Genomic DNA, 23508 nt, shown 5'->3' on the forward strand with positions numbered 1-23508 from the left:
TCCATCTGTGCACTTTTTGTGTTGCTGTTACGGCGGCCGCCGAGATCTCACATTCGTGTGTCGTGCGCGACGTGTGTCGTGTATACGCGCCAGCTTCCCAACGGGTCCCGACCCCCGCTGGCAGTTCCCGGACACCTCGGCCCCCCGCCCGGCCGGCGACCGCCGTCCCCTGCTGCTCGGCGGGGCCGCGCTCGCGGTCATCATCGTGGTGGGCGCACTGGTGTTCTGGCTCACCCGGCCCCCCGGCGACACGGCCGACACCGCGGACACGGCGGTTGGCACCACCACTCCGGCCCAGGACAGCGCGGCCCAGCAGGACCTGATGCGTCTGGTGCCACGGGGCTACCCGGCGGATTCGTGCCGGCCGGCGCCGCTGCCGGACAACGCGCGGGCCGCGGCGAGCTGCGGGCCGAACACCGACGCGGGTGGCCCGTTGGCCTCGACGTTCACCCTGGCCGAAGACCGGGCCGGACTGCGGTCGCTGTTCGACCGGACGGTCTCGTCGATGCAGGTACGGACATGCCCGGGCAACATCCAGTCACCGGGCCCGTGGCGGCGCAACGCGACGCCGGAGAAGGTCGCCGGCACGTTGGTGTGCGGTCTGCGGGACACCACACCGACCGTGGCCTGGACGACTGACGATGACCTGATGGTCGCCGTGGCGGAGTCGGGATCGGGTGGTCCCAGACTCGATCAGCTGTACACGTGGTGGTCGATGCATTCCTGAGGTCCGGTGCAGACCTGGGTGCTGATGCGCCCGACGCTCTGGTCGACTGGTCTCTCCCTTTCGCAGCGGCCACGGATGTCGAGGGTGGTGTGCAGGGGTGTTCCCTCTATTGCTGGTGGCACGAAGCGGCTAACGTACCCACTCTGATTCGTTTGCTGTGTTGTCGCATTGTGGATCGTTTACACAGGCAGTTGAGGACTGCTCGGTGGTGTGACGTTTTCTCCAATGTCTGGCAGTGCGGGCCGTGACCAGTTCAATGAACGATGGGGGATTTATCTGATGGGTAGGCACAGGGCGGGCAACACCACGACGAGCCGCGGGCAGGGGGCCGGTGAGCGTCGGGTGTCTGGTCAGAGTCCGCTGGTGACGGTGTCCGTGGCCGGAGAGGGCAGGCATATCGGGCGAATCGGCGCGCTGGCGGTCGCCCTGGGAGTGGGGTGTGCTCTGGCCGGTCCGGCCGGGCCGGCCTGGGCCGCTCCGGACCGGTCCGACGGCGGCGCCTCGGAATCGAGGGCCTCCACCGGTCGCGGGAAGAACGACACCACCACCGCCACCGGAACCAGCGGCACCCGTTCAGGCAGGACCAGCGACACCGGCACCCGTTCAGGCCCCGACACCGGCTCAGGCACCGACACCCGTTCAGGCACCGACACGAGTTCAGGCACCGACACCGACACCGACACCGACACCGACACCGGCACCGACAGCGACACCGACAGCGACACCGGCACCGACACCGGCACCGACAGCGACACCGACAGCGACACCGGCACCGACACCGACACCGACGACACCGATCTCGGCGACGAGGACACCGATTCCGACCTCGATTCTGGCGCCGATGCCGATCTCGATGAGGATGAGGACACCGAACCCGACACCGGCTCCGGACCTGACACCGATACCGACACGGGAGTTGGGGAGCAGGCCTCGACAGTCGGGAACTACGAACCTGCGGATTCGGACCGACAGACCGCCGCCGGGGCGCACGATCCAGCTCCATCAGAGTCGGCTCTGACCCCCGCCACAGTCGATCAGTCTGTGGCGGAGCCGGCCCCGCTGGTTGAACAGGCCGCCGTGCCCGACACCAGTGCCGAGACCTCCGAACTCGGCAATGACGAGGATGCCCCGGAGCAGGAGCAGGGCACGGTGCTGTCGTCCGCTCGACTGTCTGCGCCCCCCGCCGCGGCGCCGAGCGAGGCGGTGGTGACACTCGACCGCCAGCAGCCCGCGCCGGCGTTACAGGCCCAACCCGGTGCGTTCATCACGCTGGCCACCAACCTGATCTCGGCGGTGTTCGCCCCCTTCAGCGCCAACAACACCACCCCGGCCCCCACCACACCCTCGCCCCTGGCGTTGGCGGTGCTGGGGTTCGTGCGCCGTGAAATCGACCTCACCTACGCCAATTTCAGTGTGTCGATCAACGGCCGCACGCTGATCCAGAACGGCACAGCGGTGGCGACCTCCGACGGCTTCGGCTCCATCGCCATCGCCCACGGCGACGGCGCCACCGCCACCGCCGAAGGCTGGTTCAGCCGCGCGGTCGTCCGCGGCGACGACTCCACCGCCCTCACCGATGGCAACTTCAACACCGCCCGAATCGTCGGCGAGGGTTCCATCGCCCAGGCCAGTGGCTTCTTGAGCACCGCCTTCATCCGCGGCGACGCTAACGCCGCCTCAGCGAGCGGTGCTATGGCCAGGGCCTGCATCGTCGGCGACGGTAGCGCTGTTCAGGCCACCGCCGAGGACGGTGACGTATTCGCCACGGCCAAGGTCATCGGCACCTCGAGTGCCGCCACCGCTGCGGGTAGTTTCACAACCGCAACGGTCGTCGGCGCTGTTTCAGAGACGGCCGGAGGGTCCTCAGCGACGGCCGACGGCGACTTCAACCACGCTCTGTCCATCGGCGAGGGCAATCTCGTCGGCGCTGCCTTCGGCAATCACAACCGCGCGGTCGCGATCGGCAATGACAACGAAGCCCTCGCCGCCTACGGAGACCACAACACCGCCGTCGTCCACGGCGACAACAACAGCGCTGAAGCCACCGACGGCAACTTCAACACCGCCCGAATCGTCGGCGACGACAACATCGCGGTGTCGACCGGCGACGCGACCAGAACCGTGATCATCGGCAACTCGGACGTCGCGTCCACGTCTGGGCGCTATACGACCGTGGTCATCCGTGGAGACTCCAACGCTGGCACCGCAGCCGGGACGGGCGCCTCGGTCCACATCAAAGGCGACGGGAATGTCTCCGACTCCACCGGCAGCGCTCGTACCCTGGTCATCGGCGACTCGAGCTCCGCGACCGCCATAGGTGGATTTTTCACCCGCGCCGTCACCATCGGCGATGTCAGCTCAGCCACCGCCGGATCAAGCGTTGACTCCGACTTCAACCATGCGCTGATCATCGGCGAGGGCAACCTCGTCGGCGCTGCCTTCGGCAATCACAACCGCGCGGTCGCGATCGGCAATGACAACGAAGCCCTCGCCGCCTACGGAGACCACAACACCGCCGTCGTCCACGGCACGAACAACAACGCTGAAGCCACCGACGGCACCTTCAGCAGGGTGATCATCCGCGGCGAAGGCAACGTCGGCGTCACTGCCGGGACAGCGGCGAAGGTGATGATTGTCGGCGCCGACAACCTGGCCGGCGCCGACGACCGCAGCACCGCCTACATACACGGCGACAACAGCGTGGCCAGTGCCGCGGACAACGCCACCACGATCATCATCGGCTCGGACAACGCCGCCGAAGCCACCAGTGACAGCCTGGCACTGATCATCGGAGGCAACGACTCCGCGACCGCCAACGGCGTCGGCGGCGCCACCATCGTGATCGGCGACACCAACACGGGCACCACCGCGTTCGGTGACAATCTCGTGCTGATCGTCGGGAACGGCAACATCGCGCGGGCCACCGACGGGCGCAACGTGGTCTACATCCGTGGTGACGACAACGCTGCGACCGCCGAGGGAGGCCACGCCTACGTCAAGGTGGTTGGGGACACCAACACCGCCGATGCTGACACCGCGGATGGTCGGGTCAAGATCGTGGTACTCGGAGATGAGAACGAGGCGAGCGCGGCCGCTGACAGCGACGGATACGCGTCGGTGAGGTTGGTGGGCGACCACAACGAGGGCACCGGCGCTGCTTCGGGTGGGCGCGCCACGGTGACGATCATCGGTGCCGACAACGAGGGCACCGCACTGGCCGAGGACAGCCGCGCGACCATCTGGGCGGTCAGCAGTGAGAGTCTGTTGACGGCGCGCGCGGCCGGGGACTCTCGGGCCAGCACCACACATGTGGGCGATACCAGCACGTTGACGGCATCCGCTGAGGATGGGTCGGTGTCGCGGGTCTCGATCTACGGAGTCGACAGCACCGGGGTCGCCAGCGCGACTGACGACGCCGACGCGGCGTCGCGTATCACCGGCGTCAGCAGCGTCGCCGCCAGCGCCGCCGTCGCCGGTGGTGTCGCGGTGTCCGAAATCGTCGGAAGGGATAACGCCGCCTCCACGGAGGCTTTCGACGGGACGTATGCTCGCGCCGCGGCGTCCGGCGCGTTGAACGGGGTGGACGGCACGAACGGTCGGGCGGTCGTGTTCGGTGACGGCAACGTAGCCAGCGCTGACGACGACGGTGACGTGCGCGTGATCGGGAACAACAACGAAGCGGTGTCGGGTGCCGGGGAAGACAACCGCGTGGTGGTGATCGGTGACGGAAACGTGGCCCGCGCATCGTTCGGCAGCGCCAACACCGTGTGGGTACACGGCGACGACAACGAGGTGCTGGCCGAAAACGGTAACGGCAACGGGGCTTTCGCCCTGGGCACGTCGAACCTCGTCACCACCGGCCCCGGTGATGACAACACCGCGATCGCGGTCGGCGTGGGCTTGACGGCCGAGACCGGGCCCGGGGACGGGATCACGGTGGTGAAGCTGTTCGTCGACTAACGGTCGCGCCGCTCGGGTTCATGGTGACCTGGCGGCCGCCGTGGCGGAGTCGGGATCGGGTGGTCCCAGACTCGATCAGCGGTACACGTGGTGGTCGGTGCATACCTGACGTCCGTGGGCCGATGGCCCGGGGACGGTCGGGAATGCACCGACCGTATCCGCGTCAGGCCGTCGGGGCGGGAACCGGCGTCGTGGTGACGATCGGTGCCTGGGTTGGCGCCTGGGCGGGCGCCTCAGCGCCGTCGGCGGGCGTGCCCATGCTGCCCTCGGGCATCGGGGTTCCCGAACTGCCGGCGGGGGTCCCCTCCGCGGTGGCCGCGGCCTGGCCTTCCGGCAGCGGCGTGCCCTCGGGCACCGCGGCACTCTGGCTGCCCTCACTCGGGGTGCCGGTGCTGCCTTCGGGCAGCGGGGTGCCGGTGCTGCCTTCGGGCAGCGGGGTGCCGGTGCTGCCTTCGGGCAGCGGGGTGCCGGTGCTGCCGGCGGGCATCTCCTCGGCGGCCGCGCCCTCGGGCAGCGGCGTGCCGGAGCTTCCCGCGGGAACCTCTTCGGCGGGCAGTTCACCGGCCGGGGTCTCGGCGGCGTCCGCGGGGGCCTCGGCCGGCTCCGCGCCGGTCGCGGGCGTGCTCGCCGGCGCCGAGTACGACGACCCGCCGGAACGCGGCGCGGGCGGCGGCGGTGGCGGGGTCCAGGCGAGCAGATCCTGGCCCATCGAGTTGTAGACGACCACGAGGGGCTTCTCGCCGGTCACATCGAAGTACACCTTGCCGGTGGTCTGCTCACCCTGCGCCAGGGTCGCCGGGTTGACGCCCTGCGGTGTGGCCACACCGAACAGCACCCGGTAGTTCTCACCGTCGGCGGCCCGGGCGTTCAGATTCGACACGATCGGCGTCACCGTGCCCGCGACGGCCTGGTCGGTGGCGGTGGCCTCCCACAGCTGGCCCTTCACGGGATACGGGATCTGGTCGGTGCTGGGCTTGAGGTCGGCGATGGTCCAGGCCTGGACGATGTCGCCGTTGCGCAGCTCGCCCTTGCTCCCCATGGGCTGGGTGGTGACATCCTCGGCGGCGGAGACGGGAGCCCCCGACAGTGCGGTCACCGCCGCTGCTGCGGCCGCCACCGCGGCGGTCCTCAGACTGATCTTCATCGTGTTCCCCTCCAGAGTCGTCACACCGCCGGCATCGCCCACGGGATGAATCCAATACGTCCGTACCGCACGAAGCTAACAAACGGGACCGCCGGCGGGTATGCACCCTGGCCGGCCGGGTGTCGTTCAGGCGGGCACGAACTCCAGGTCGGACAGCGCGACGGCGTCGTCGCGGCCGGGTACCACGACGTTACCGACCATCCGCCCGTCGAGCTTCCAGACGTTGGCGCGCAGCGTCTCGCCGGGGAACACCACCCCCGCGAAGCGCGCACCGTAGGAGGACGGCGCGGTGGCGTCGCCGTCCAGAAGGGCGTCCACCAGCGCCTTGCAGGCCATCCCGTAGGTGCACAGCCCGTGCAGGATGGGTCGCGGAAAGCCCGCCGCGGCGGCGAATTCGGGGTCGGAGTGCAGGGGGTTGCGGTCACCGCACAGCCGGTAGAGCAACGCCTGCTGAGGCAGCGTGGTGATGTCGAGTTCGATGTCGGGGGCCCGGTCGTCGGGAATCGGCGACTGCGCTCCCGACGGGCCGCGGTCCCCGCCGAAGCCCCCCTCGCCGCGGGCGAATATCGAACGCTTCTGGGTCCACAGCAGCGCACCCGAGGGGTCGCTGACCGTGGTCTCCGACCAGATGACCGCGGCCTTGCCCTTGTCCCAGATCTCGGTGAAGCGGGTGACGGCCACCCCGGTGCCCGCCGGCGGGATGGGCCCGGGGGCCGAGACCGCCTCGCTGGCGTGCAGCACCCGCGACAGCTCGATGTCGATGCCCGGGAACTGCACCGTCGGCGGCTCGGTGAGATGGAAGCTCTGCGCGACGTTGCCGAACGTCGGCAGCACCTGCGGGGTGTTGTCGGTCAGATAGCGCAGCTCGCGGGGGTCCATCGGATCGGCGCCGGCGCCCAGCCCCAGGTGGTAGAGCTGGATGTCGCTGCTGGTCCAGGAGAACTCGACGGGCTCGAGTTCGGCGCCGATGGCTTCCTCGAGGTTGATCGGCATGTCAGCCCCTTCCTGCCGCGGATCCGTCGGCATGCCCGGCGGTGATGTGCCCGGCGATGTGCAGGGCCGCCAGATACCCGAAGGTCATGGCCGGGCCGATGGTGCCGCCCGGGCCTGGATAGGTGTGCCCCATCACCGGCGCGCTGACGTTACCGGCCGCGTAGAGGCCCTCGATGATCGACCCGTCGTCGCGCAGCGCCCGCCCGTCGTTGTCGGTGCGGATCCCGCCCTTGGTGCCCAGATCGCCGGGCACCATCTTGGCCGCGTAGTAGGGCGGGTGGGTGATCTCGCCCAGGTTGGGGTTGGGCTTGTTGGTGGGGTCGCCGTAGTAACGGTCATAGGCGCTCTCGCCGCGGAAGAAATCCTCGTCGGTGCCCGCGCGGGCGAAGCCGTTGAACCGTTCGACGGTGGCGGCCAGCGCCGCGGCCGGCAGGCCGGTCTTGGTGGCGAGCTCCTCGAGGGTGTCGGCCCTGACGATGACCCCGGATTCCATCCACTTGTTCGGGATCCGTTGTCCGGGCTGAAGACCCGCGAAGATGTAGCGGTCGCGGTATTGCTGGTCGAACACCAGCCACGCCGGGATGTTCTCGCCCGGGCCGGGCCCCTGGCCGTACTGGCCGCCGTACATGTGGTGGCAGGCCTCGACATAGGGCATCGACTCGTTCATGAACCGCTTGCCGGACATGTTGACGATGATCGATCCCGGCGAATTGCGTTCGGACAGCGCGAACCACGGTGCGCCCACCAGCGGTACCGTCGGCCCCCACCAGGCGTCCTCCATGGTGTCCAAGGCGGCGCCGAGCTTCTCGGCGGCCACGATGCCGTCGCCGGTGTTGGCCGCCGCGCCCACCGTCCACTCCGTGGTGATCGGCGCGCGCTGGTATTTCACCCGCATCTGCTCGTTGTGCTCGAATCCCCCCGAACCCAGGATGACCCCGCGCCGGGCGCGGATCAGCTCGGGCTCGGCGCTCTCCGGGGCCGCCGCGTCGCGCACGTAGACGCCACGCACGACGCCGTCCTCCAGGTAGAGGTCGGTCATCGCGGTGTTCAGCCGTACCGGCACGCCGGCCTCGCGCAGCCCGATGCGCAGCGGGGCGATCAGTGCGCGCCCCATCCCGACGAGGTTCTTGCCGGTGGCCTGGGCCCACATGGTGCGCGCGCCGACCTTGAGGCTGCGCAACAACCCCCGGGGGTGCCGTTTGAGTTGGTTGAGCCGGACGTAGTCCTGCTGCATGACGACCACGTTGAGGGGCACCTTGCCGTAGGGCGGCTCCAGGCCGGGCAGGTCGGCGCCGAGCTTCTTGGCGTCGAACGGTTTGGGCTCGATCGATCGGCCGCCCGGCCGGCCGCCGGGGGTCTCGGGGTAGTAGTCGGAGTAGCCGGGCACCCAGCACATCTTCAGCGGCGAGTGCCTGAGCACGAACGACAGCATTTCGGGCCCGCGCTGCAGATAGGTGTCGATCTTGTCGGCGGGCACCACGTCACCGATGATGGCGTGCAGGTAGGTCCGCGCGGCCTCGGCGGTGTCGGAGACCCCGTCACGCTTGAGGATCTCGTTGTTCGGGATCCAGACTCCGCCACCCGACCGCGCAGTGGAACCCCCATAGTGCGCGGCCTTCTCGACGACTATGGTGGAAAGGCCCTGGTGAGCGGCGGTCAGAGCGGCGACCATGCCGGCGCCGCCGCTGCCGATCACGACGACGTCGTACTCCTGTCCAGTCATGTAGAACACGTTATAGAATTGCCCGGCCTGGCGACAACATGGCCGGTTGAGGAAACGAGGGGAATTCGCACAATGCTGTCCGATCAGATCCGGGCCGACCTCGCCGCCCAACTTGCCCAGGCCGAGGACAGCAGGGTTCCCATGGACCCGCTGACCGCCGGCAATCCGGACATCGACGTGGTGGATGCCTACGAGATCCAGCTCATCAATATCCGGCGCCGGGTCGCCGAGGGGGCCCGGGTGATCGGCCACAAGGTGGGGCTGTCCAGCGAGGCCATGCAGAAGATGATGAACGTCGACGAACCCGACTACGGCCACCTGCTCGACGACATGGAGGTCTTCGAGGACCAGCCGGTCAAGGCCGGCAAGTACCTCTACCCGCGCGTCGAGGTCGAGGTCGGGTTCGTGCTGGCCGACGACCTGCCCGGGGCCGGCTGCACCGAGGACGACGTGCTGGCCGCCACGGCCGCCTTCGCGCCGTCGATCGAACTGATCGACACCCGCATCAAGGACTGGAAGATCAAGTTGTGCGACACCATCGCCGACAACGCCAGCTCGGCGGGGTGGGTGCTGGGCAAGGAACGGGTGTCGCCCAAGGACATCGACATCACCGCCATCGACGCGGTGCTGCGCTGCAACGGCGAGGTGATCGCCGAGGGCCGAAGCGACGCGGTGCTGGGAAATCCGGTGACCGCGGTGGCGTGGCTGGCCCGGAAAGTGGACAGTTTCGGGGTCCGGTTGAGGGCCGGTGACGTGGTGTTACCGGGGTCGTGCACACGTGCGATAGATGCACGTCCGGGGGACAGTTTCGTCGCGGACTTCACCGGGTTAGGTTCAGTGCACCTGTCGTTCGAATAAGTCGTTCGAATTAGCGTCAATCAGCGAGGAACTCTCATGGCTCAGAAGGCGACCGCGGCGATCGTCGGGTCGGGCAACATCAGCACCGACCTGCTGTACAAGCTGCTGCGATCGGAGTGGATCGAACCGCGCTGGATGGTCGGCATCGACCCGGCCAGCGAGGGCCTGGCCCGCGCCCGCAAGCTGGGTCTGGAGACCTCCCACGAGGGGGCGGACTGGCTGCTCGGTCTCGACGAGAAACCGGACATGCTGTTCGAGGCCACCAGCGCCTACGTGCACCGTGACGCCGCCCCGCGCTACGCCGAGGCCGGAATCCGGGCCATCGACCTCACCCCGGCCGCGGTGGGGCCCGGGGTCATCCCGCCGGCGAATCTGCACGCACATCTGGACGCGCCGAACGTCAACATGGTGACCTGTGGTGGGCAGGCCACCATCCCGATGGTGTACGCGGTGACATCCGCGGTGGCCAAGCAGGGCGGGGTCGTGCCCTACGCCGAGATCGTGGCCTCGGTGTCCTCGGCGTCGGCCGGGCCCGGCACCCGGGCCAACATCGACGAGTTCACCAAGACCACCGCCAACGGCGTCGAGGTCATCGGCGGGGCCCAGCGCGGCAAGGCCATCATCATCCTCAACCCCGCCGAGCCGCCGATGATCATGCGCGACACCATCTTCTGCGCCATTCCCGAAGATGCCGACCACGCTGCGATCACCCAGTCGATCAAGGATGTGGCGGCCGAGGTGCAGACCTACGTCCCGGGCTACCGGCTGCTCAACGAGCCGCAGTTCGATGAGCCTTCGGTGGTCAACGGCGGCAACCACGTGGTCACCATCTTCGTCGAGGTGGAGGGTGCGGGCGACTATCTGCCGCCGTACGCTGGAAATCTGGACATCATGACCGCCGCGGCCACCAAGGTGGGCGAGGAGATCGCCAAGAAGTCGGCCGGGGTGTCCCTGTCCGCGTCATCAGGAGGCCAAGCATGAGCGGCATAGACAGCATTTTCTTCAACCCGGTCTGGGACGTGCGGATGACCGACACGTCCCTGCGTGACGGCTCGCATCACAAACGTCACCAGTTCACCAAGGACGAGGTGGGCGCCATCGTCGCCGCGCTCGACGCCGCCGGGGTGCCGGTGATCGAGGTGACCCACGGTGACGGCCTCGGTGGTTCCAGCTTCAACTACGGCTTCTCCAAGACCCCCGAGCAGGAGCTGATCAAGCTGGCCGCCGAGACGGCCAAGGAATCCAAGATCGCCTTCCTCATGCTGCCCGGGGTGGGCACCAAGGAGGACATCAAGGAGGCGCAGAACAACGGCGGCTCGATCTGCCGGATCGCCACCCACTGCACCGAGGCCGACGTGTCCATCCAGCACTTCGGCCTGGCCCGTGAGCTCGGCCTGGAGACGGTCGGCTTCCTGATGATGAGCCACACCATTCCGCCGGAGAAGCTGGCCGCCCAGGCCCGGATCATGGCCGACGCCGGCTGCCAGTGCGTCTACGTGGTCGACTCGGCGGGTGCCCTGGTGCTCGAGGGGGTCCGCGACCGGGTGGCCGCGCTGGTCGCCGAACTCGGCGACGACGCACAGGTCGGTTTCCACGGCCATGAGAACCTCGGGCTCGGTGTGGCCAACTCCATCGAGGCCGTGCGTGCCGGCGCCAAGCAGATCGACGGCAGCTGCCGCCGCTTCGGCGCCGGGGCCGGCAACGCCCCGGTGGAGGCGCTGATCGGTGTGTTCGACAAGATCGGTGTGAAGACCGGCATCGATTTCTTCGACATCGCCGACGCCGCCGAGGAGGTCGTCGCCCCGGCGATGCCCGCCGAGTGCCTGCTGGACCGCAACGCGCTGATCATGGGCTACTCCGGGGTGTACTCCAGCTTCCTCAAGCACGCCATCCGCCAGTCCGAGCGCTACGGGGTGCCCGCGCATCAGCTGCTGCACCGGGCCGGGCAGCGCAAGCTGATCGGCGGCCAGGAGGATCAGCTCATCGACATCGCCCTGGAGATCAAACGCGAGCAGGAGTCGGCTCAGGTGTAGCGAGCGGCGGTTGCACCGCGGTGCGCCACCCCAGCGGATTCGCATTCCGGTAGGGATCCCCGGCGCGCACCTGCTGGAGTCCGGCGAGCACCTCGTGGAAGCCGTCACGAAGCCCGCCGCGCCACCCAGTCGGCCACGAGCTCGTTGAATCGCTCCGGCTCCTCCCACATCGGGCAGTGCCCGCTGTCGTCGAACACATGCAGTTCGGCGTCGCCCAGAGCGTTGCTGAGCCACTGTGCGGAGGCCAGCTTGACCACCTTCTCGTCGACGCCCCAGACCAGCAGGTGGGGCACGGGCAGGCCCTGCAGGAACGGGCGGTAGTCGCGCAGCGTCTGATCGGCCAGAATGGCCGTCCCCGGGTTGGGCTCCATCTTGGTGATCTCGGCCAGCAGCGTCGCGGCCTGCTCCTGGGGAACGGGGTCCTTGAACATGTCCGTCACGAACTCGGCGAAGAAGGCGGCGAGGTCGCTCTGCATCGCGTCGACGAAGCCACTGAGCTCGTCGGGCGTGGCGATGCCGTGCGGCCAGTCGGGGCGGGTCAGGTCCGCGGGGCCCTGCGACACGACGGCGAGCCGGGTGACCCGCGCGGTGCCGAACTGGCTGAGGAGATCCCACAACACAAAGGACCCCATCGACCAGCCGATACCCGTCACGTCGTGCAGGTCGAGCCCCGTCATCAGCTCGTGCAGATCGCGGGCATACTGTGCCACCGTGTTGCCGGTGCGCGAGGTCGGCGAGTCGCCGTGCGAGCGCAGGTCGACGGCCACGACGCGGTGGGCCCGGGCCAGGGCGTCAACGTTGTGGGTGAAGAACGCGCTGGTCATGCAGACACCGTGGACGAGCAACAACACCGGCCCGGCACCCTTGTCGAGGTAGGGCAGCACCGCCCCGTCGGACAGGACGAACTCGTGCTTGTCAGGGTCGATCACCGAAGGCTCCCGGGGTGGGCGAAGGGGGTGGCACCCAGCTAACACGCTTGACCGGTGGACCGCAGGCCGGGGCGGTGCGGGGGTTGCCCGGCCCCGCTGTCGGTGCGATCCAGCAGGATGGGAGGCGATGTCGATACGAGAGCAGGCGCAGGCACTGCTGCAGCAGCTGGCCGGCCCCACGGCCGTCCTGCGCGACGACCAGTGGACGGCGATCGAAGCGCTCGTCGTGCACCGCCGCCGCGCCCTGGTCGTGCAGCGCACCGGATGGGGCAAGTCTGCGGTCTACTTCATCGCCGCCAGACTGCTACGTGAGCAGGGGCGCGGCCCGACGGTCATCGTCTCGCCGCTGCTGGCCCTGATGCGCAACCAGGTGCTGGCCGCCGAGCGGGCCGGCGTGCGGGCGGCGACCATCAACTCCGGCAACGTCACCGAGTGGGACGACATCCACCGCCGGGTCACCGAGGGTGATCTCGACGTGCTGCTGGTCAGCCCGGAACGGTTGAACAATCCCGACTTTCGCGACAATGTGCTGCCCGCGCTGGCCGCCGACGCGGGGCTCGTGGTGGTCGACGAGGCGCACTGCGTGTCCGACTGGGGCCATGACTTCCGCCCCGACTACCGGCGAATCCGCACCCTGATCGCCGAGCTGGGCGCCGGAATCCCGGTGCTGGCCACCACCGCCACGGCCAACGACCGGGTGGTCGAGGACGTCTCGGCCCAGCTCGGGGTCGGCGGCGAGGACACCGTGGTGCTGCGCGGCGGTCTGGACCGGGAGTCGTTGCGGCTCTCGGTGATCCGTGCCGGTGGACCGGCCCAGCGCGCGGCCTGGCTGGCGGCCCGGCTCGGTGAGTTGCCGGGCTCGGGGATCGTCTACACCCTGACCGTCGCGCAGGCCCGCGACGTCGCCGCCCTCCTGCGTGAGCGCGGCCACCCGGTGGCGGCCTACACCGGCGCCACCGAGACCGCCGAGCGCGAACAGCTGGAGGCCGACCTGCTGGCCAACCGGGTCAAGGCGCTGGTGGCCACGTCGGCGCTGGGCATGGGATTCGACAAACCGGATCTGGGCTTCGTGGTGCACCTCGGTGCGCCGTCCTCACCCATCGCCTACTACCAGCAGGTCGGGCGTGCCGGTCGTTCCACCGACAGCGCGGAGGTGCTGCTGCTGCCCGGGGCCGAGGACCGCGACATCTGGCGCTACTTCGCCTCGGTGTCGTTCCCGGCCGAGCAGACGGTGCGCGACGTGCTGGCCGCCCTCGACCCCGAGCGCCCGCTCTCCACCGTCGCGCTGGAGAGCCGGGTGGACCTGAACCGCTCCCGGCTGGAGATGGTGCTGAAGGTCCTCGATGTCGACGGGGCGGTGCGCCGCGTCAAGGGTGGCTGGGTCGGCACGGGGCAGCCGTGGAGCTACGACGCCGAACGCTACGAACGCCTCGACCAGTCCCGTCGTCGGGAACAGCAGGCGATGCTGGACTACCAGGACACCACCGAATGCCGGATGGCGTTCCTGCGCCGCCAGCTCGACGATCCCGACCTGCGCGCCGGCGAGCGGTGCGGACGCTGCGACAACTGCACGTCGCCGCGCTACAGCGCCGAGGTGGACGAGCAGGCGGTGGCCGACACCGGGCGCGCCCTGTCCCGACCGGGTGTCGAGCTGTCTCCCCGTCGGCAGTGGCCCTCCGGGTTGGGCCGGCTCGGGGTGGACCTGTCCGGCCGGATCACCGATGGTCCAGCCCCGGGGCGGGCGATCGGCCGGCTCACCGACCTGGGGTGGGGACCGCGGCTGCGAGCCCTGCTCGACGCTCCCGACGGCCCGGTGCCCGAGGAGGTGGTCCGGGCCGCCGTCGATGTGCTCGCGGCCTGGGACTGGCAGACCCGGCCGGCCGCGGTGATGGGTCTGGACTCCACCCGTCACCCGGTTCTCATCGCCTCGCTGGTGCGACGCCTGTCCGAGCTCGGGCGCCTCAAGGATCTCGGGGTGTTGGCCTACTCGCCGGTCCGCCGTCCGGTGACCGCGATGAACTCGGCGTATCGCGTTGCCGCGCTAGTGGATTCGTGGGAGGCGCCCGACCCCGCAGTGCTGGCGCCGGTGTCCGGTCCGGTGCTGCTGGTCGATGACCTCAGCGACACCGGGTGGACGTTGACCATGGCGGCCCGCACGCTGCGCAGCTGCGGGGCGGAGCAGGTGCTGCCGTTCGCGATCGCCGCGGTCGCCTAGCCGAGGCGGGGCCCGGCCGGTGCGCTCGAGTGTCGGGGCCGCCGGGTCCGGACCATACTGGTGCGATGACCGACACCAATGTGCTCGGTGGTCCGCTGCAGGCGTGCGGGTCCGACCCGATGACGGGGTTCTACCGGGACGGCTGCTGTTCGACCGGACCCGAGGACCTCGGCCTGCACACCATCTGCGCGGTGATGACCGCCGAATTCCTGGAGCATCAACGCTCCATCGGCAACGATCTGGGCACCCCCATGCCCGCCTACCGGTTCCCCGGGGTGAATCCCGGCGACCGGTGGTGCGTCACGGCGACCAACTGGTTGCGGGCGCATCAGGATGGCTGCGCTGCGCCCGTCCTGCTGGCCTGCACCCACCAGCGCACCCTGGAGGTGGTGCCGCTGGCCACGCTGCAGGAGCATGCCGTCGACGTTCCCGACGACCCGGGCGCACTGACGTCCTGACGGTCACCACCGGGGTTTGGAGCCGCCCAGTTGGGCGCTGACCGCGTCGGCGGTGGCGACCAGGCGCGTGGCCCGGTCGGCGATCTCGGCTGCGTCCAGTGACCGCCCGATGTGCAGCGAGACCACCATCACCTGCCGCTGATGGTGGTCGTAGACCGGGGCGGAGATGACACTGACGGGATGTCGGCCGGCCCGGGATCCGGCCCGGGATCCGACCTGGGATCCGGCCCGGGATCCGACGCCGCCCGAGGGCTCCTCACCGCGCAGGTAGACCCGCTCGCCGATCCCGGAGACCATCTCCGAGAGCAGGGCCCGCAGCTCCTCGGGCAGGGTGCTCGTCATCCCGGCGGTCAGCGCGTACAGGCGCTGCCCGGCGGGGGTCAGCAGTTCCACCAGGTAGCCGTCGGCGCGGCATTCGCTGACCACCCGGTGCAGCCGCTCGGCGTCGGTGCGCAGCGGGATGGTGGGCTCGCGGGCCATCCACTCCCGCAGTGCGGCATCGTCCCACAGCACGAACATCAGCCCGACCGGCGGCGCGAACGGATAGCTCTGCCCCACCCGGACCCCCGGGTCGGTGCCGGTCGGCGCCACCAGCTCGAGCAGCGTGATGCGGTCGTCGACGACCGCCGACAGCGCAGCGGTGCACCGCACCTGCGTGCACAGGTCACGCAGTTCATCGCGCGCGGCCGGGCTGACCCGCAACGCCTCCTGGGCGGTGTGGCCGAGGGTGATCAGCGCCGGGCCCAGCCGGTAGGTCTTGTCGGCGGGATCCCGCAGGAGATAGCCCGCCCCGGTCAGGGTGGTGACGATGCCCAGGCAGGTCGGTTTGCTCAGTCCGAGCCGCCGGGCCAGCTCGGACAGCCCGAACCGGTCGTGGGGATGGCGGCCGAGGAAATCGAGGACCGCCACCACGCGCGCGGTCGGTGGGGAGATCCGCGCGGAATCGGCGGTGACATCCCGGCCGCCGTCGACCGGCTCCGGGCTCGGCGCGTCGGCAACCACCAGCGATCGGCCCTCCGGACGCGGGTCCCGCATGGGGACGTTGACTCGAACTAGAACGCGTTCTAGTGTTCTGGTCGGAAACTCTACCAGTCCGGTCCAATATTGGACCGAAGGAGGGCCGCGGCTCGATGTATGCACAACCGCTGACCGATGCGATCGCCGAAGCCGAGCGTCTGGTCTCCGAGGCGCCACACATCGAGAACGAGGCCGATCTGCTGGAGGGGCTGCAGTACCTGGCCGGCTGCATCATGGGCTGCATCCACCTGGGCTTCGACTACGAGCGCGACCATCCGTTCCTGCAGTCGGGCACCGGTCCGTTCACCAAGATGGGGCTGGACAACCCGGACACCCTCTATTTCGGCACACGCGTACAACCCGGGAAGGAGTACGTGGTCTCCGGCCGCCGCGGCACCACCACCGACCTGAGCTTCCAGATGCTCGGGGGCGAGTACACCGACGACAACGTACCCGCGAGCCAGGCGGCCTTCGACGACCGCGAACTCGACGTCGCCGCCGACGGCAGCTTCGAGTGGCGGGTCACCCCGACCGCGCCGTCGCAGCTGCTGATCCGCGAGGTCTACAACGACTGGTCGGCGCGGCGGGGCACCCTCTCGGTCGCGCGCACCGACACCGCGGGCACGGCACCGCCGCCGCTGACCAGGGAGCTCATCGAGAAGCGGTATGCCGTGGCGGGCAGGCAACTGGTGCAACGGGTCAAGACCTGGCTGCAGTTCCCGCGGTGGTTCTACGACAACCTGCCGGTCAACACCATGGTGGCGCCGAGGCTCACTCCCGGCGGGCTGGCCACCCAGTACTCCTCGGTCGGGCACTTCGACCTCGCCGCCGACCAGGCGATGATCATCACGCTGCCGGTCCCCGACGCGCCCTACCTGGGTTTCCAGCTGGGCAGCCTGTGGTACATCTCCCTGGACTACATCAACCACCAGACCTCGCTGAACGGCACTCAGGCGCAGGCGGATCCGGACGGCAAGATCAGGATCGTCGTCTCCGACGCCAACCCCGGCGTCACCAACTGGTGTGAGACCCTGGCGCACCGCAAGGGATACCTGCAGTTCCGCTGGCAGCGGCTGTCCCGGGAACTCACCGAGGCCGACGGACCCTCCGTGGAGGTGCTCGACATCGACGAGGTCGCCGGCGCGCTGCCCTACTACGACTCCAACAAGATCTCCGACGGGGACTGGCGCGCGCGGATCGCCCTGCGCCAGAAGCAGATCGCCGACAGGATGGTGGGCTAGGACATGAATGGATTGCTCGCGGGCAAGGTCGTCGTCATCAGCGGTGTCGGGCCGGCGCTGGGCTCGACGCTGGCGCGCCGGTGCGCCGAGGCCGGTGCCGACCTGGTGCTGGCCGCCCGCACCGTCGAGCGCCTCGACGACGTCGCCAAGCAGGTCGCCGACCTGGGGCGCCGTGCGGTGTCCGTGGGCACCGACATCACCGACGAGGGCCAGGTCGACAACCTGGTCCAGGAGTCCCTGAGCGCCTACGGCAGGGTCGATGTCCTGATCAACAACGCGTTCCGCGTCCCGTCGATGAAGCCGCTGGCCAACACGACGTTCGAGCACATGCGCGACGCGATCGAACTGACGGTGTTCGGCGCGCTGCGGATGATCCAGGGATTCACCCCGGCCCTGGCCGAGTCCAACGGTTCGGTGGTCAACGTCAACTCGATGGTGGTGCGCCATTCCCAGGCCAAGTACGGCGCCTACAAGATGGCCAAGTCGGCGCTACTGGCCATGTCGCAGTCGCTGGCCACCGAGCTCGGTGAGCAGGGTATCCGGGTGAATTCGGTGGTCCCCGGCTATATCTGGGGCGAGACCCTCAAGAGCTACTTCCATCACCAGGCCGGTAAGTACGGCACCACCGTGGAGCAGATCTACCAGGCCACCGCGGCCGCATCGGATCTCAAGCGGCTGCCGACCGAGGACGAGGTGGCCTCGGCCATCCTGTTCATGGCCAGCGATCTGTCCAGCGGCATCACCGGCCAGACCCTCGACGTCAACTGCGGGGAGTACAAATCCTGATGGGACGCACCGATGTCGGAACCGTCGAGGATCTGCACGCCTCGGCGACCAAGGCGGTGGGGCTGGAGGACTTCGGCTCCGATGAGGACAACTACCTCGAGGCGCTGGCGGTGCTGCTGGAGTCCTATCAGCGCGAGGCGGGGCTCACCGAGTTCGGCAGCAAGATGTGCCGCTTCTTCGTGCGCAACGCGCTGGTGGCCCGGCTGATGTCGGAGGCCGCCTTCAAACAGCACCCCGAGCACGCCGATGTGCCGATCGAGCGGCCCATCTTCGTCACCGGGCTGCCGCGCACCGGGACCACCGCACTGCACCGGCTGCTGACGGCCGATCCCGGACATCAGGGGCTGCAGTTGTGGCTCGCGGAGTTCCCCCAGCCCCGGCCGCCGCGTGAGACCTGGGCGGACAACCCGGTCTTCCAGCAGTTGGATGCCCAATTCGCCCAGGCGCACAACGAGAATCCCGAATACATGGGCCTGCACTACATGACCGCCGGCGAGGTCGAGGAGTGCTGGCAGCTGCTTCGTCAATCGCTGCACTCGGTGTCCTACGAGACGCTGGCCCACATCCCGACCTACGCGCGCTGGCTCTCCGAGCAGGACTGGACCGCGCCGTATCGGCGCCACCGCAGGAACCTCCAGCTGATCGGCCTCAACGACGCCGAGAAGCGGTGGGTGCTCAAGAACCCGAGCCATCTGTTCGCGCTGGACGCGCTGATGGCCACCTACCCTGATGCCCTGGTCGTGCAGTGCCACCGTCCGGCCGAGACACTGATGGCGTCGATGTGCTCGCTGGCCGCGCACACCACCGAGGGCTGGTCGACGCGGTTCGTCGGCGCCCAGATCGGCGCGGACTCGCTGGAGACCTGGTCCCGCGGCCTGGAGTTGTTCAACGCCGAACGCGCCAGGCACGACCCCGCCCAGTTCTGCGACATCGACTACGCCGACTTCGTCGAGGACCCGATCGGGACCGTCGAGGGCATCTACGCCCGCTTCGGCATCGACCTCAGCGATGCCGCCCGCAGGGCCATGCGGGACATGCACACCGAGAGCCAGCAGGGGCCCCGTGCGCCCAAACACAGTTACGCGCTGGAGGACTACGGCCTGACCACCGAGACGGTCAGGGAGCGCTTCGCGGGTCTGTGAGGCCCGGGACCGTGCCGCGGAACCGGTGATCCGGCCGGTCCCGACCGGTGCGGTGTGCAACGCTGCGGTCATGAACCGATTCGCCGTGACGCCGGGCGGTGCCGGCCGACGACCCGGCCGACGAAGCGCGCGCGGGCGCTCGGCCCCGCGCGAGGACACCATGACCGAGCCCGGCCGCGGGCCGACGATCAGCGGGCCCGTCGCAGTCACCAGCCTGGCGCTGGCGCTGATCACCTGGCCGTTGGCCTTCAACCTGGGGGCCTACGGGACGGTGTTCTACGACGACATCTTCACCGTCGTGGTGTCGTCGACGATTCTTGTGGTGCTCACCGTCGTCTACCGGCCCTTCGGCAGGGTGGGCAACTGGGTGACCGGACTCGCCCTGTCGGCTCCGCTGGCGTGGTTCGTCGCCGCGGTGGTGGTGAACGGGTCAACCAGTGGTGCCCTGGACCGTCCGTTCTTCGCCTGGGTGGCGGTGGTGATCCTCGTGGTGTCGGTGCCGCTGACGCTGCGCCTGCTCTTCGAGCTGTTCTATCCGGAGCTCACCGCGCCGGCCCGGCACCGTCAGCGGCTGGGCCTGGTGGCGTTGGTGGCCGTCGTGACGCTCGTCGGGTTCGTCGTCGGCCACAACAACGATCGGATCATGGAGTGCTCGGACTTCGTCGTCGCCGGCTCCCACGCTCCGGAGAACTGCCGGCAGGGCTGACGGCGGCGAACCCCCGGATCAGACCCCGATCGGCCCCGGATCGGCCCTGGATCAGCCCCGGATCAGCCGTCGCCGGGGGAGGGGGCGCTGGAGACCGCCTCCAGGCAGCCCTCGGCGATGGCATGTTTGATGCTGTCGCTCAGCCGTGGACAGGACCGGGCCCGCCGCGGCTCGCCGCCGTTGGCACGGATCTCGGCGAAGTAGGCGCAGCTCTGCACGGCATCGGAATTCCACTGCACGGCGGTGTATTCGGGGCCCAGCTTCCTGACCGACACCGTCGCGTGGCAGAACCGGCAGTCCACCGGGGCCATTCCCGAGTTGAGGTACCGCTCGCGGTCGCGGGCGGTGGCGGCGCGGACGGCGGCGGCGCGATCGGGTTCGCCCGCGAAATCCGGGGCCTTGCTCCAGGTTCCGCTGTCTCTCGCGGGACCGTCGTCGGGGCCGTGCTCATGGCCGTGCTCGTGGTCGTGGTCGTGGCCGCCGTGCAGGAGGATCATCGACCGGGTCAACCGGTCGACGTCGGGTACCTCCTCACGTGGCGACATCACGACACCTCGGAGGGTTGCTCCGCATTCCGCTCGTCGCTCTGGGTGGCCTGGCGTTTGAGGTTCTCGTCGACCTCGACGTTCCATTTCTCCACCGCCGCGGTGGTGTCGACCTCGAGCTCGAAGCGGTCGGTCATGTCCGGTGTCACGTCCGCGGCGTCGACGTAGAACTGCTGGTACCAGCGGCGCATCTGGTAGACCGCGCCGTCCTCCTCCACCAGCAGCGGATTGTCGATGCGGGTCTTGTGCTTCCAGATCTCCACGTCCTGCAGGAAGCCCTTGCTGACCCCCGCGGTGAAGCCGTCGGCCAGCTTCTCGGTGGTCTTGTCGTCCAGGCCCTTGGGCTTCTCGACGATCACACCCCACTGCAGCACGAAGGAGTCCTGGGTGACCGGGTAGTGGCAGTTGATGAGGATCGACTCGGCCTTGAAGTCGCCGTAGGTGTTGTGCAGCCAGTTGATCATGAACGACGGGCCGAAGTAGGAGGCCTCGGAGTCGAGGCTGGCCTCGCCGTAGGCGGTGCCCATGTCGTTGACGTCGGGCCGGCCGACGTTGTGCAGGTACTGGCTGGCGATGTGGCCCTCGAAGACGTTCTTGAAGTACGTCGGCAACCCGAAGTGGATGTAGAAGAAGTGGGCCATGTCGGTGACGTTGTCGATGATCTCGCGGCAATTGCTGCCCTCGATGAGCATCGTGTTCCACTTCCAGTCGGTCCACTCGCCGCTGGCCCATTCCGGGATCTCGGGGATCCGGACCTCGGGCGGCGGCGGGTTGCCTTCGTGGTCGTGCCACACGAACAGCAGACCGCCGCGCACATCGGTATGCCAGGCCCGGGTGCGGGCCAGCCGCGGTGTCCGCTTGGCGTAGGGCACCAGCTTGCACTTGCCGTCGCCGCCCCAGCGCCAGTCGTGGAACGGGCAGGCGACCTCGTCGCCCTTGATCTCGCCCTGGGCGAGGTTGCCGCCCATGTGCCGGCAGTAGCCGTCGAGAACGTTGAGGTCGCCGTGGGAATCGGCGAACACCACCAGCTTGGTGCCGAAGATCTCGACACCGTGGGGCTTGCCGTCGCGGTAGTCCTTGACCGGCCCCAGGCAGTGCCAGCCGCGGGCGTAGCGATCCGGCAGGCTTCCGGTGTCGATCTCGCGAACGCCGCTGTGGGCCGTGTCAGTCGTCACTTCGCGCCTCCAGTCGTTGCTCTCTAACTAGAACACGTTACAGTTTTGCCCCGACGGGATGCAATTGAAACCACGTCTAGCTGGCCGAACAGATGACCAAAGTCACCCGAACGGCGAGCGATTTTCGAACACGGAACCTCGCGCCCGCCGCGGACGGCGCCGGTCCGGTCCGGGTCAGGCCGAATCCTCGTCGAGCCCGACCCGCAGCGCGACGTCCTGCATCTTGCCGACGTAGGTGACGAACTGCTCGTCGGCGGGCTGGCCGGGCGCGCTGTCGAACTCCAGGCGCATCAGCGCCGGGCCCTCGGTGAACAGCAGCATCGTCACCGCCTTGGTCCCGTCCGGGGACTGGCCGGTGATCGCGGTCCCGCCGGTTCCCACCGAACTCGCACGCGGGGTGCCCCCGGCCACGAGGTTGCCGACGCTGGCCACGGCCTGGTGCAGGGTAGCCGTCGCGGTGGCCGCGTCCGGGTAGATCAACAGGGTCGCGGCGACGGCCTGGGTGTCGTCGTCGTTGACGAACAACGCACTGGCACCGCTCAGGCCGTTCGGGTTCACCTTCGACGACGCGGTGGTGAACACCTGCGGCGGGACGCTGATGTCGTCGGCGGTGACCAGCAGCCGGCTGTAGTCGGTGCTGTCGGCCTTCTGGGGCTCGATGACGGCGCTGGTCGTGGGGGTCATCCCCAGCCTGCCGGGGGTGTTGGTGTTGGCTGCGTCACAGCCGGCGGCGCCGACGACGAGCAGTGCCGCGGCCGCGGTGGCGACGACGCGCTTGGGCCGGACGGCCCGGAAATACCTGGACAACCTGATCGTGCTTCTACTCGGGCCCGTGCCGGGCCTGCATGGGGGGCTTTGGCGGACGGAAATGTCCTCGGCACAGTCTACGCCCGCCCGCGACCCGTTTCGGCCTCGCGCAGGGGTGATGTTGGCCTCCCGACGCGGCGCCGGCGGGGCTCGTTACCGCCGCCGGCTTACTGCTGCCAGCCCGAGTGGATGTAGGTGTCGGCGAACCGCTTGATCGAGTCCTTCTTCTTGTCCAGCGGCGCATCGAAACCCAGACCGTCGAGCACCCAGGGGATCACGATGTTGTCGGTGACGCCGGCCGCGGCGAGTTCGCGGTGCCCGTCGACGTCGAACTTGTCGATGCACACGGCCTGGAACTCGAACGGTTCCCCGCCGCGGCCGTACTCGGCGCGCAGCTTGTTCAGCGCGGAGATGGTCTCGCCCAGCTGTGCGCAGGTCATCATGGCGCTGGTCCAGCCGTCGCCGACGCGGGCGGCGCGGCGCAGGGCCACGTCGGTGTGGCCCCCGACGTAGAACGGCACCGGCTCGCTGGGCGCCGGGCTCATCTGCAGACGGTCGAAGTCGAAGAACCGGCCGTGGTACTCCACCATGCCGCCGGCCAACACCAGCTTGATGACCTCGATCATCTCGTCGACCCGGGCGCCGCGCTTGGCGAAGGGCACGCCGCACCATTCGAACTCCTCGGGCGCCCAGCCGATGCCGACACCGAAGCCGAACCGGTTGCCGGTGAGGTTGGCCACCGAGCCGACCTGGCGGGCCAGCAGCAGCGGGTTGCGCGAACCGAGTTTCATCACGTTGGTGTAGAAGCGCAGGGTGGAGGTCACCGCACCCATGGCCGCCGCGGCGATCAGCGGGTCGACCCAGGGGGTCTCGGCGTTCCACATCCGCGAACCGTCGGGGGTGTAGGGGTAGTCGGCCTCCTGCTTCTCCATGTAGAACAGCGAGTCCGGCAGGGCGATCGCGTCGAAGCCGGCCTCCTCGGCGGCCTGCGCGATATGTACGAGTTCGTCGACGGGCCCCATCGCGACGCTGCACGTGTACTTCATGCG

Annotated in this window: 20 protein-coding genes; 11 read left to right on the forward strand and 9 right to left on the reverse strand. The window is 69.0% G+C overall.

The features are described from left to right. Positions 1–73: 73 nt before the first annotated feature. Complete coding sequence (locus CSR00_RS00915) at positions 74–727, forward strand: hypothetical protein (protein ID WP_245905767.1); 654 nt, start codon at positions 74–76, stop codon at positions 725–727. A 363-nt stretch (positions 728–1090) separates the two neighbouring features. Further along, positions 1091–4687: a beta strand repeat-containing protein gene (locus tag CSR00_RS00930; protein ID WP_176561848.1), complete on the forward strand. Its 3597-nt coding sequence runs from the start codon at positions 1091–1093 to the stop codon at positions 4685–4687. 163 nt (positions 4688–4850) lie between these two features. Here the strand turns inward: CSR00_RS00930 and CSR00_RS00935 are convergent, their stop codons facing one another. The 3 genes from CSR00_RS00935 to kstD all read right to left on the reverse strand — a co-directional run bounded on the left by CSR00_RS00935 (position 4851) and on the right by kstD (position 8556). Then, entirely contained in the window at positions 4851–5831 is a 981-nt protein-coding gene (locus tag CSR00_RS00935) for an MPT63 family protein (protein WP_099020528.1), read from the reverse strand. A 126-nt stretch (positions 5832–5957) separates the two neighbouring features. Next, positions 5958–6824, reverse strand: coding sequence for an enoyl-CoA hydratase ChsH3 (locus CSR00_RS00940; protein WP_099020529.1), 867 nt, complete (start codon positions 6822–6824; stop codon positions 5958–5960). 1 nt (position 6825) lies between these two features. Beyond that, positions 6826–8556: a 3-oxosteroid 1-dehydrogenase gene (gene kstD / locus CSR00_RS00945; RefSeq protein WP_328514680.1), complete on the reverse strand. Its 1731-nt coding sequence runs from the start codon at positions 8554–8556 to the stop codon at positions 6826–6828. A 63-nt stretch (positions 8557–8619) separates the two neighbouring features. Here kstD and CSR00_RS00950 point away from each other — a divergent pair, with 63 nt between their 5' ends. Genes CSR00_RS00950 through dmpG form a run of 3 tightly spaced genes read left to right on the forward strand, consistent with a single transcriptional unit; the run spans position 8620 to position 11438 of the window. Further along, complete coding sequence (locus CSR00_RS00950) at positions 8620–9405, forward strand: 2-keto-4-pentenoate hydratase (RefSeq protein WP_099020530.1); 786 nt, start codon at positions 8620–8622, stop codon at positions 9403–9405. Between the two features lie 36 nt (positions 9406–9441). After that, positions 9442–10386 carry an acetaldehyde dehydrogenase (acetylating) gene (locus CSR00_RS00955; protein WP_099020531.1) on the forward strand — a complete coding sequence of 315 codons (945 nt, stop codon included), beginning with the start codon at positions 9442–9444 and terminating at the stop codon, positions 10384–10386. Then, the gene (dmpG, locus tag CSR00_RS00960) at positions 10383–11438 is read left to right on the forward strand and encodes a 4-hydroxy-2-oxovalerate aldolase (protein WP_099020532.1); all 1056 of its coding nucleotides are present in this window, start codon (positions 10383–10385) and stop codon (positions 11436–11438) included. Before CSR00_RS00955 ends, dmpG begins: the two co-directional genes overlap by 4 nt. A 104-nt stretch (positions 11439–11542) precedes the next feature. Here the strand turns inward: dmpG and CSR00_RS00965 are convergent, their stop codons facing one another. After that, the gene (locus CSR00_RS00965) at positions 11543–12367 is read right to left on the reverse strand and encodes an alpha/beta fold hydrolase (protein WP_099020533.1); all 825 of its coding nucleotides are present in this window, start codon (positions 12365–12367) and stop codon (positions 11543–11545) included. Positions 12368–12494: 127 nt separating this feature from the next. Between CSR00_RS00965 and CSR00_RS00970 the strand changes: the two genes are divergently transcribed. Continuing rightward, entirely contained in the window at positions 12495–14582 is a 2088-nt protein-coding gene (locus CSR00_RS00970) for a RecQ family ATP-dependent DNA helicase (protein WP_099020534.1), read from the forward strand. Positions 14583–14647: 65 nt separating this feature from the next. Continuing rightward, on the forward strand, positions 14648–15040 hold the full coding sequence (locus CSR00_RS00975) for a DUF2237 family protein (protein WP_099020535.1): 393 nt from the start codon (positions 14648–14650) through the stop codon (positions 15038–15040). A 3-nt stretch (positions 15041–15043) separates the two neighbouring features. Here the strand turns inward: CSR00_RS00975 and CSR00_RS00980 are convergent, their stop codons facing one another. Then, entirely contained in the window at positions 15044–16075 is a 1032-nt protein-coding gene (locus CSR00_RS00980) for an IclR family transcriptional regulator (RefSeq protein ID WP_099020536.1), read from the reverse strand. A gap of 95 nt (positions 16076–16170) precedes the next feature. Here CSR00_RS00980 and CSR00_RS00985 point away from each other — a divergent pair, with 95 nt between their 5' ends. From CSR00_RS00985 to CSR00_RS01000, 4 genes are all read left to right on the forward strand, one after another. Beyond that, complete coding sequence (locus tag CSR00_RS00985) at positions 16171–17298, forward strand: hypothetical protein (RefSeq protein WP_099020537.1); 1128 nt, start codon at positions 16171–16173, stop codon at positions 17296–17298. 3 nt (positions 17299–17301) lie between these two features. Then, positions 17302–18084, forward strand: coding sequence for an SDR family oxidoreductase (locus CSR00_RS00990; protein WP_099020538.1), 783 nt, complete (start codon positions 17302–17304; stop codon positions 18082–18084). After that, a complete protein-coding gene (locus CSR00_RS00995) occupies positions 18084–19226 on the forward strand; it encodes a sulfotransferase family protein (protein ID WP_176561849.1) in 1143 nt (380 codons plus the stop codon). Before CSR00_RS00990 ends, CSR00_RS00995 begins: the two co-directional genes overlap by 1 nt. Positions 19227–19386: 160 nt before the next feature. Then, positions 19387–19932, forward strand: a complete 546-nt coding sequence (locus tag CSR00_RS01000; RefSeq protein WP_141564210.1) for a hypothetical protein — start codon at positions 19387–19389, stop codon at positions 19930–19932. 62 nt (positions 19933–19994) lie between these two features. On the opposite strand, the gene CSR00_RS01005 is transcribed toward CSR00_RS01000, so the two are convergent. From CSR00_RS01005 to CSR00_RS01020, 4 genes are all read right to left on the reverse strand, one after another. Then, positions 19995–20477: a hypothetical protein gene (locus CSR00_RS01005; RefSeq protein ID WP_176561850.1), complete on the reverse strand. Its 483-nt coding sequence runs from the start codon at positions 20475–20477 to the stop codon at positions 19995–19997. Beyond that, positions 20477–21652 (reverse strand): 3-ketosteroid-9-alpha-monooxygenase, oxygenase component, encoded by a 1176-nt coding sequence (locus CSR00_RS01010; RefSeq protein ID WP_099020542.1) that lies wholly within the window; start codon positions 21650–21652, stop codon positions 20477–20479. Before CSR00_RS01010 ends, CSR00_RS01005 begins: the two co-directional genes overlap by 1 nt. A 174-nt stretch (positions 21653–21826) precedes the next feature. After that, positions 21827–22459 carry a hypothetical protein gene (locus tag CSR00_RS01015; protein ID WP_099020543.1) on the reverse strand — a complete coding sequence of 211 codons (633 nt, stop codon included), beginning with the start codon at positions 22457–22459 and terminating at the stop codon, positions 21827–21829. Positions 22460–22626: 167 nt separating this feature from the next. Further along, on the reverse strand, positions 22627–23505 hold the full coding sequence (locus tag CSR00_RS01020; RefSeq protein WP_099020544.1) for a TIGR03619 family F420-dependent LLM class oxidoreductase: 879 nt from the start codon (positions 23503–23505) through the stop codon (positions 22627–22629). Positions 23506–23508: the final 3 nt, after the last annotated feature.

The sequence above is a fragment of the Mycolicibacterium palauense genome, from assembly GCF_002592005.1.
GTDB classification, from domain to species: domain Bacteria; phylum Actinomycetota; class Actinomycetes; order Mycobacteriales; family Mycobacteriaceae; genus Mycobacterium; species Mycobacterium palauense.

Bases quoted from the DNA above. Each gene is read 5' to 3' on its own strand.
- CSR00_RS01020 (WP_099020544.1), bottom strand. From the start codon at position 23,505: ATGAAGTACACGTGCAGCGTCGCGATGGGGCCCGTCGACGAACTCGTA.
- CSR00_RS00970 (WP_099020534.1), top strand. From the start codon at position 12,495: ATGTCGATACGAGAGCAGGCGCAGGCACTGCTGCAGCAGCTGGCCGGC.
- CSR00_RS00940 (WP_099020529.1), bottom strand. From the start codon at position 6,824: ATGCCGATCAACCTCGAGGAAGCCATCGGCGCCGAACTCGAGCCCGTC.
- CSR00_RS00980 (WP_099020536.1), bottom strand. From the start codon at position 16,075: ATGCGGGACCCGCGTCCGGAGGGCCGATCGCTGGTGGTTGCCGACGCG.
- dmpG (WP_099020532.1), top strand. From the start codon at position 10,383: ATGAGCGGCATAGACAGCATTTTCTTCAACCCGGTCTGGGACGTGCGG.
- CSR00_RS00985 (WP_099020537.1), top strand. From the start codon at position 16,171: ATGTATGCACAACCGCTGACCGATGCGATCGCCGAAGCCGAGCGTCTG.
- CSR00_RS00990 (WP_099020538.1), top strand. From the start codon at position 17,302: ATGAATGGATTGCTCGCGGGCAAGGTCGTCGTCATCAGCGGTGTCGGG.
- CSR00_RS00955 (WP_099020531.1), top strand. From the start codon at position 9,442: ATGGCTCAGAAGGCGACCGCGGCGATCGTCGGGTCGGGCAACATCAGC.
- CSR00_RS00935 (WP_099020528.1), bottom strand. From the start codon at position 5,831: ATGAAGATCAGTCTGAGGACCGCCGCGGTGGCGGCCGCAGCAGCGGCG.
- CSR00_RS01005 (WP_176561850.1), bottom strand. From the start codon at position 20,477: ATGTCGCCACGTGAGGAGGTACCCGACGTCGACCGGTTGACCCGGTCG.
- CSR00_RS01000 (WP_141564210.1), top strand. From the start codon at position 19,387: ATGACCGAGCCCGGCCGCGGGCCGACGATCAGCGGGCCCGTCGCAGTC.
- CSR00_RS00975 (WP_099020535.1), top strand. From the start codon at position 14,648: ATGACCGACACCAATGTGCTCGGTGGTCCGCTGCAGGCGTGCGGGTCC.
- CSR00_RS00995 (WP_176561849.1), top strand. From the start codon at position 18,084: ATGGGACGCACCGATGTCGGAACCGTCGAGGATCTGCACGCCTCGGCG.
- CSR00_RS00950 (WP_099020530.1), top strand. From the start codon at position 8,620: ATGCTGTCCGATCAGATCCGGGCCGACCTCGCCGCCCAACTTGCCCAG.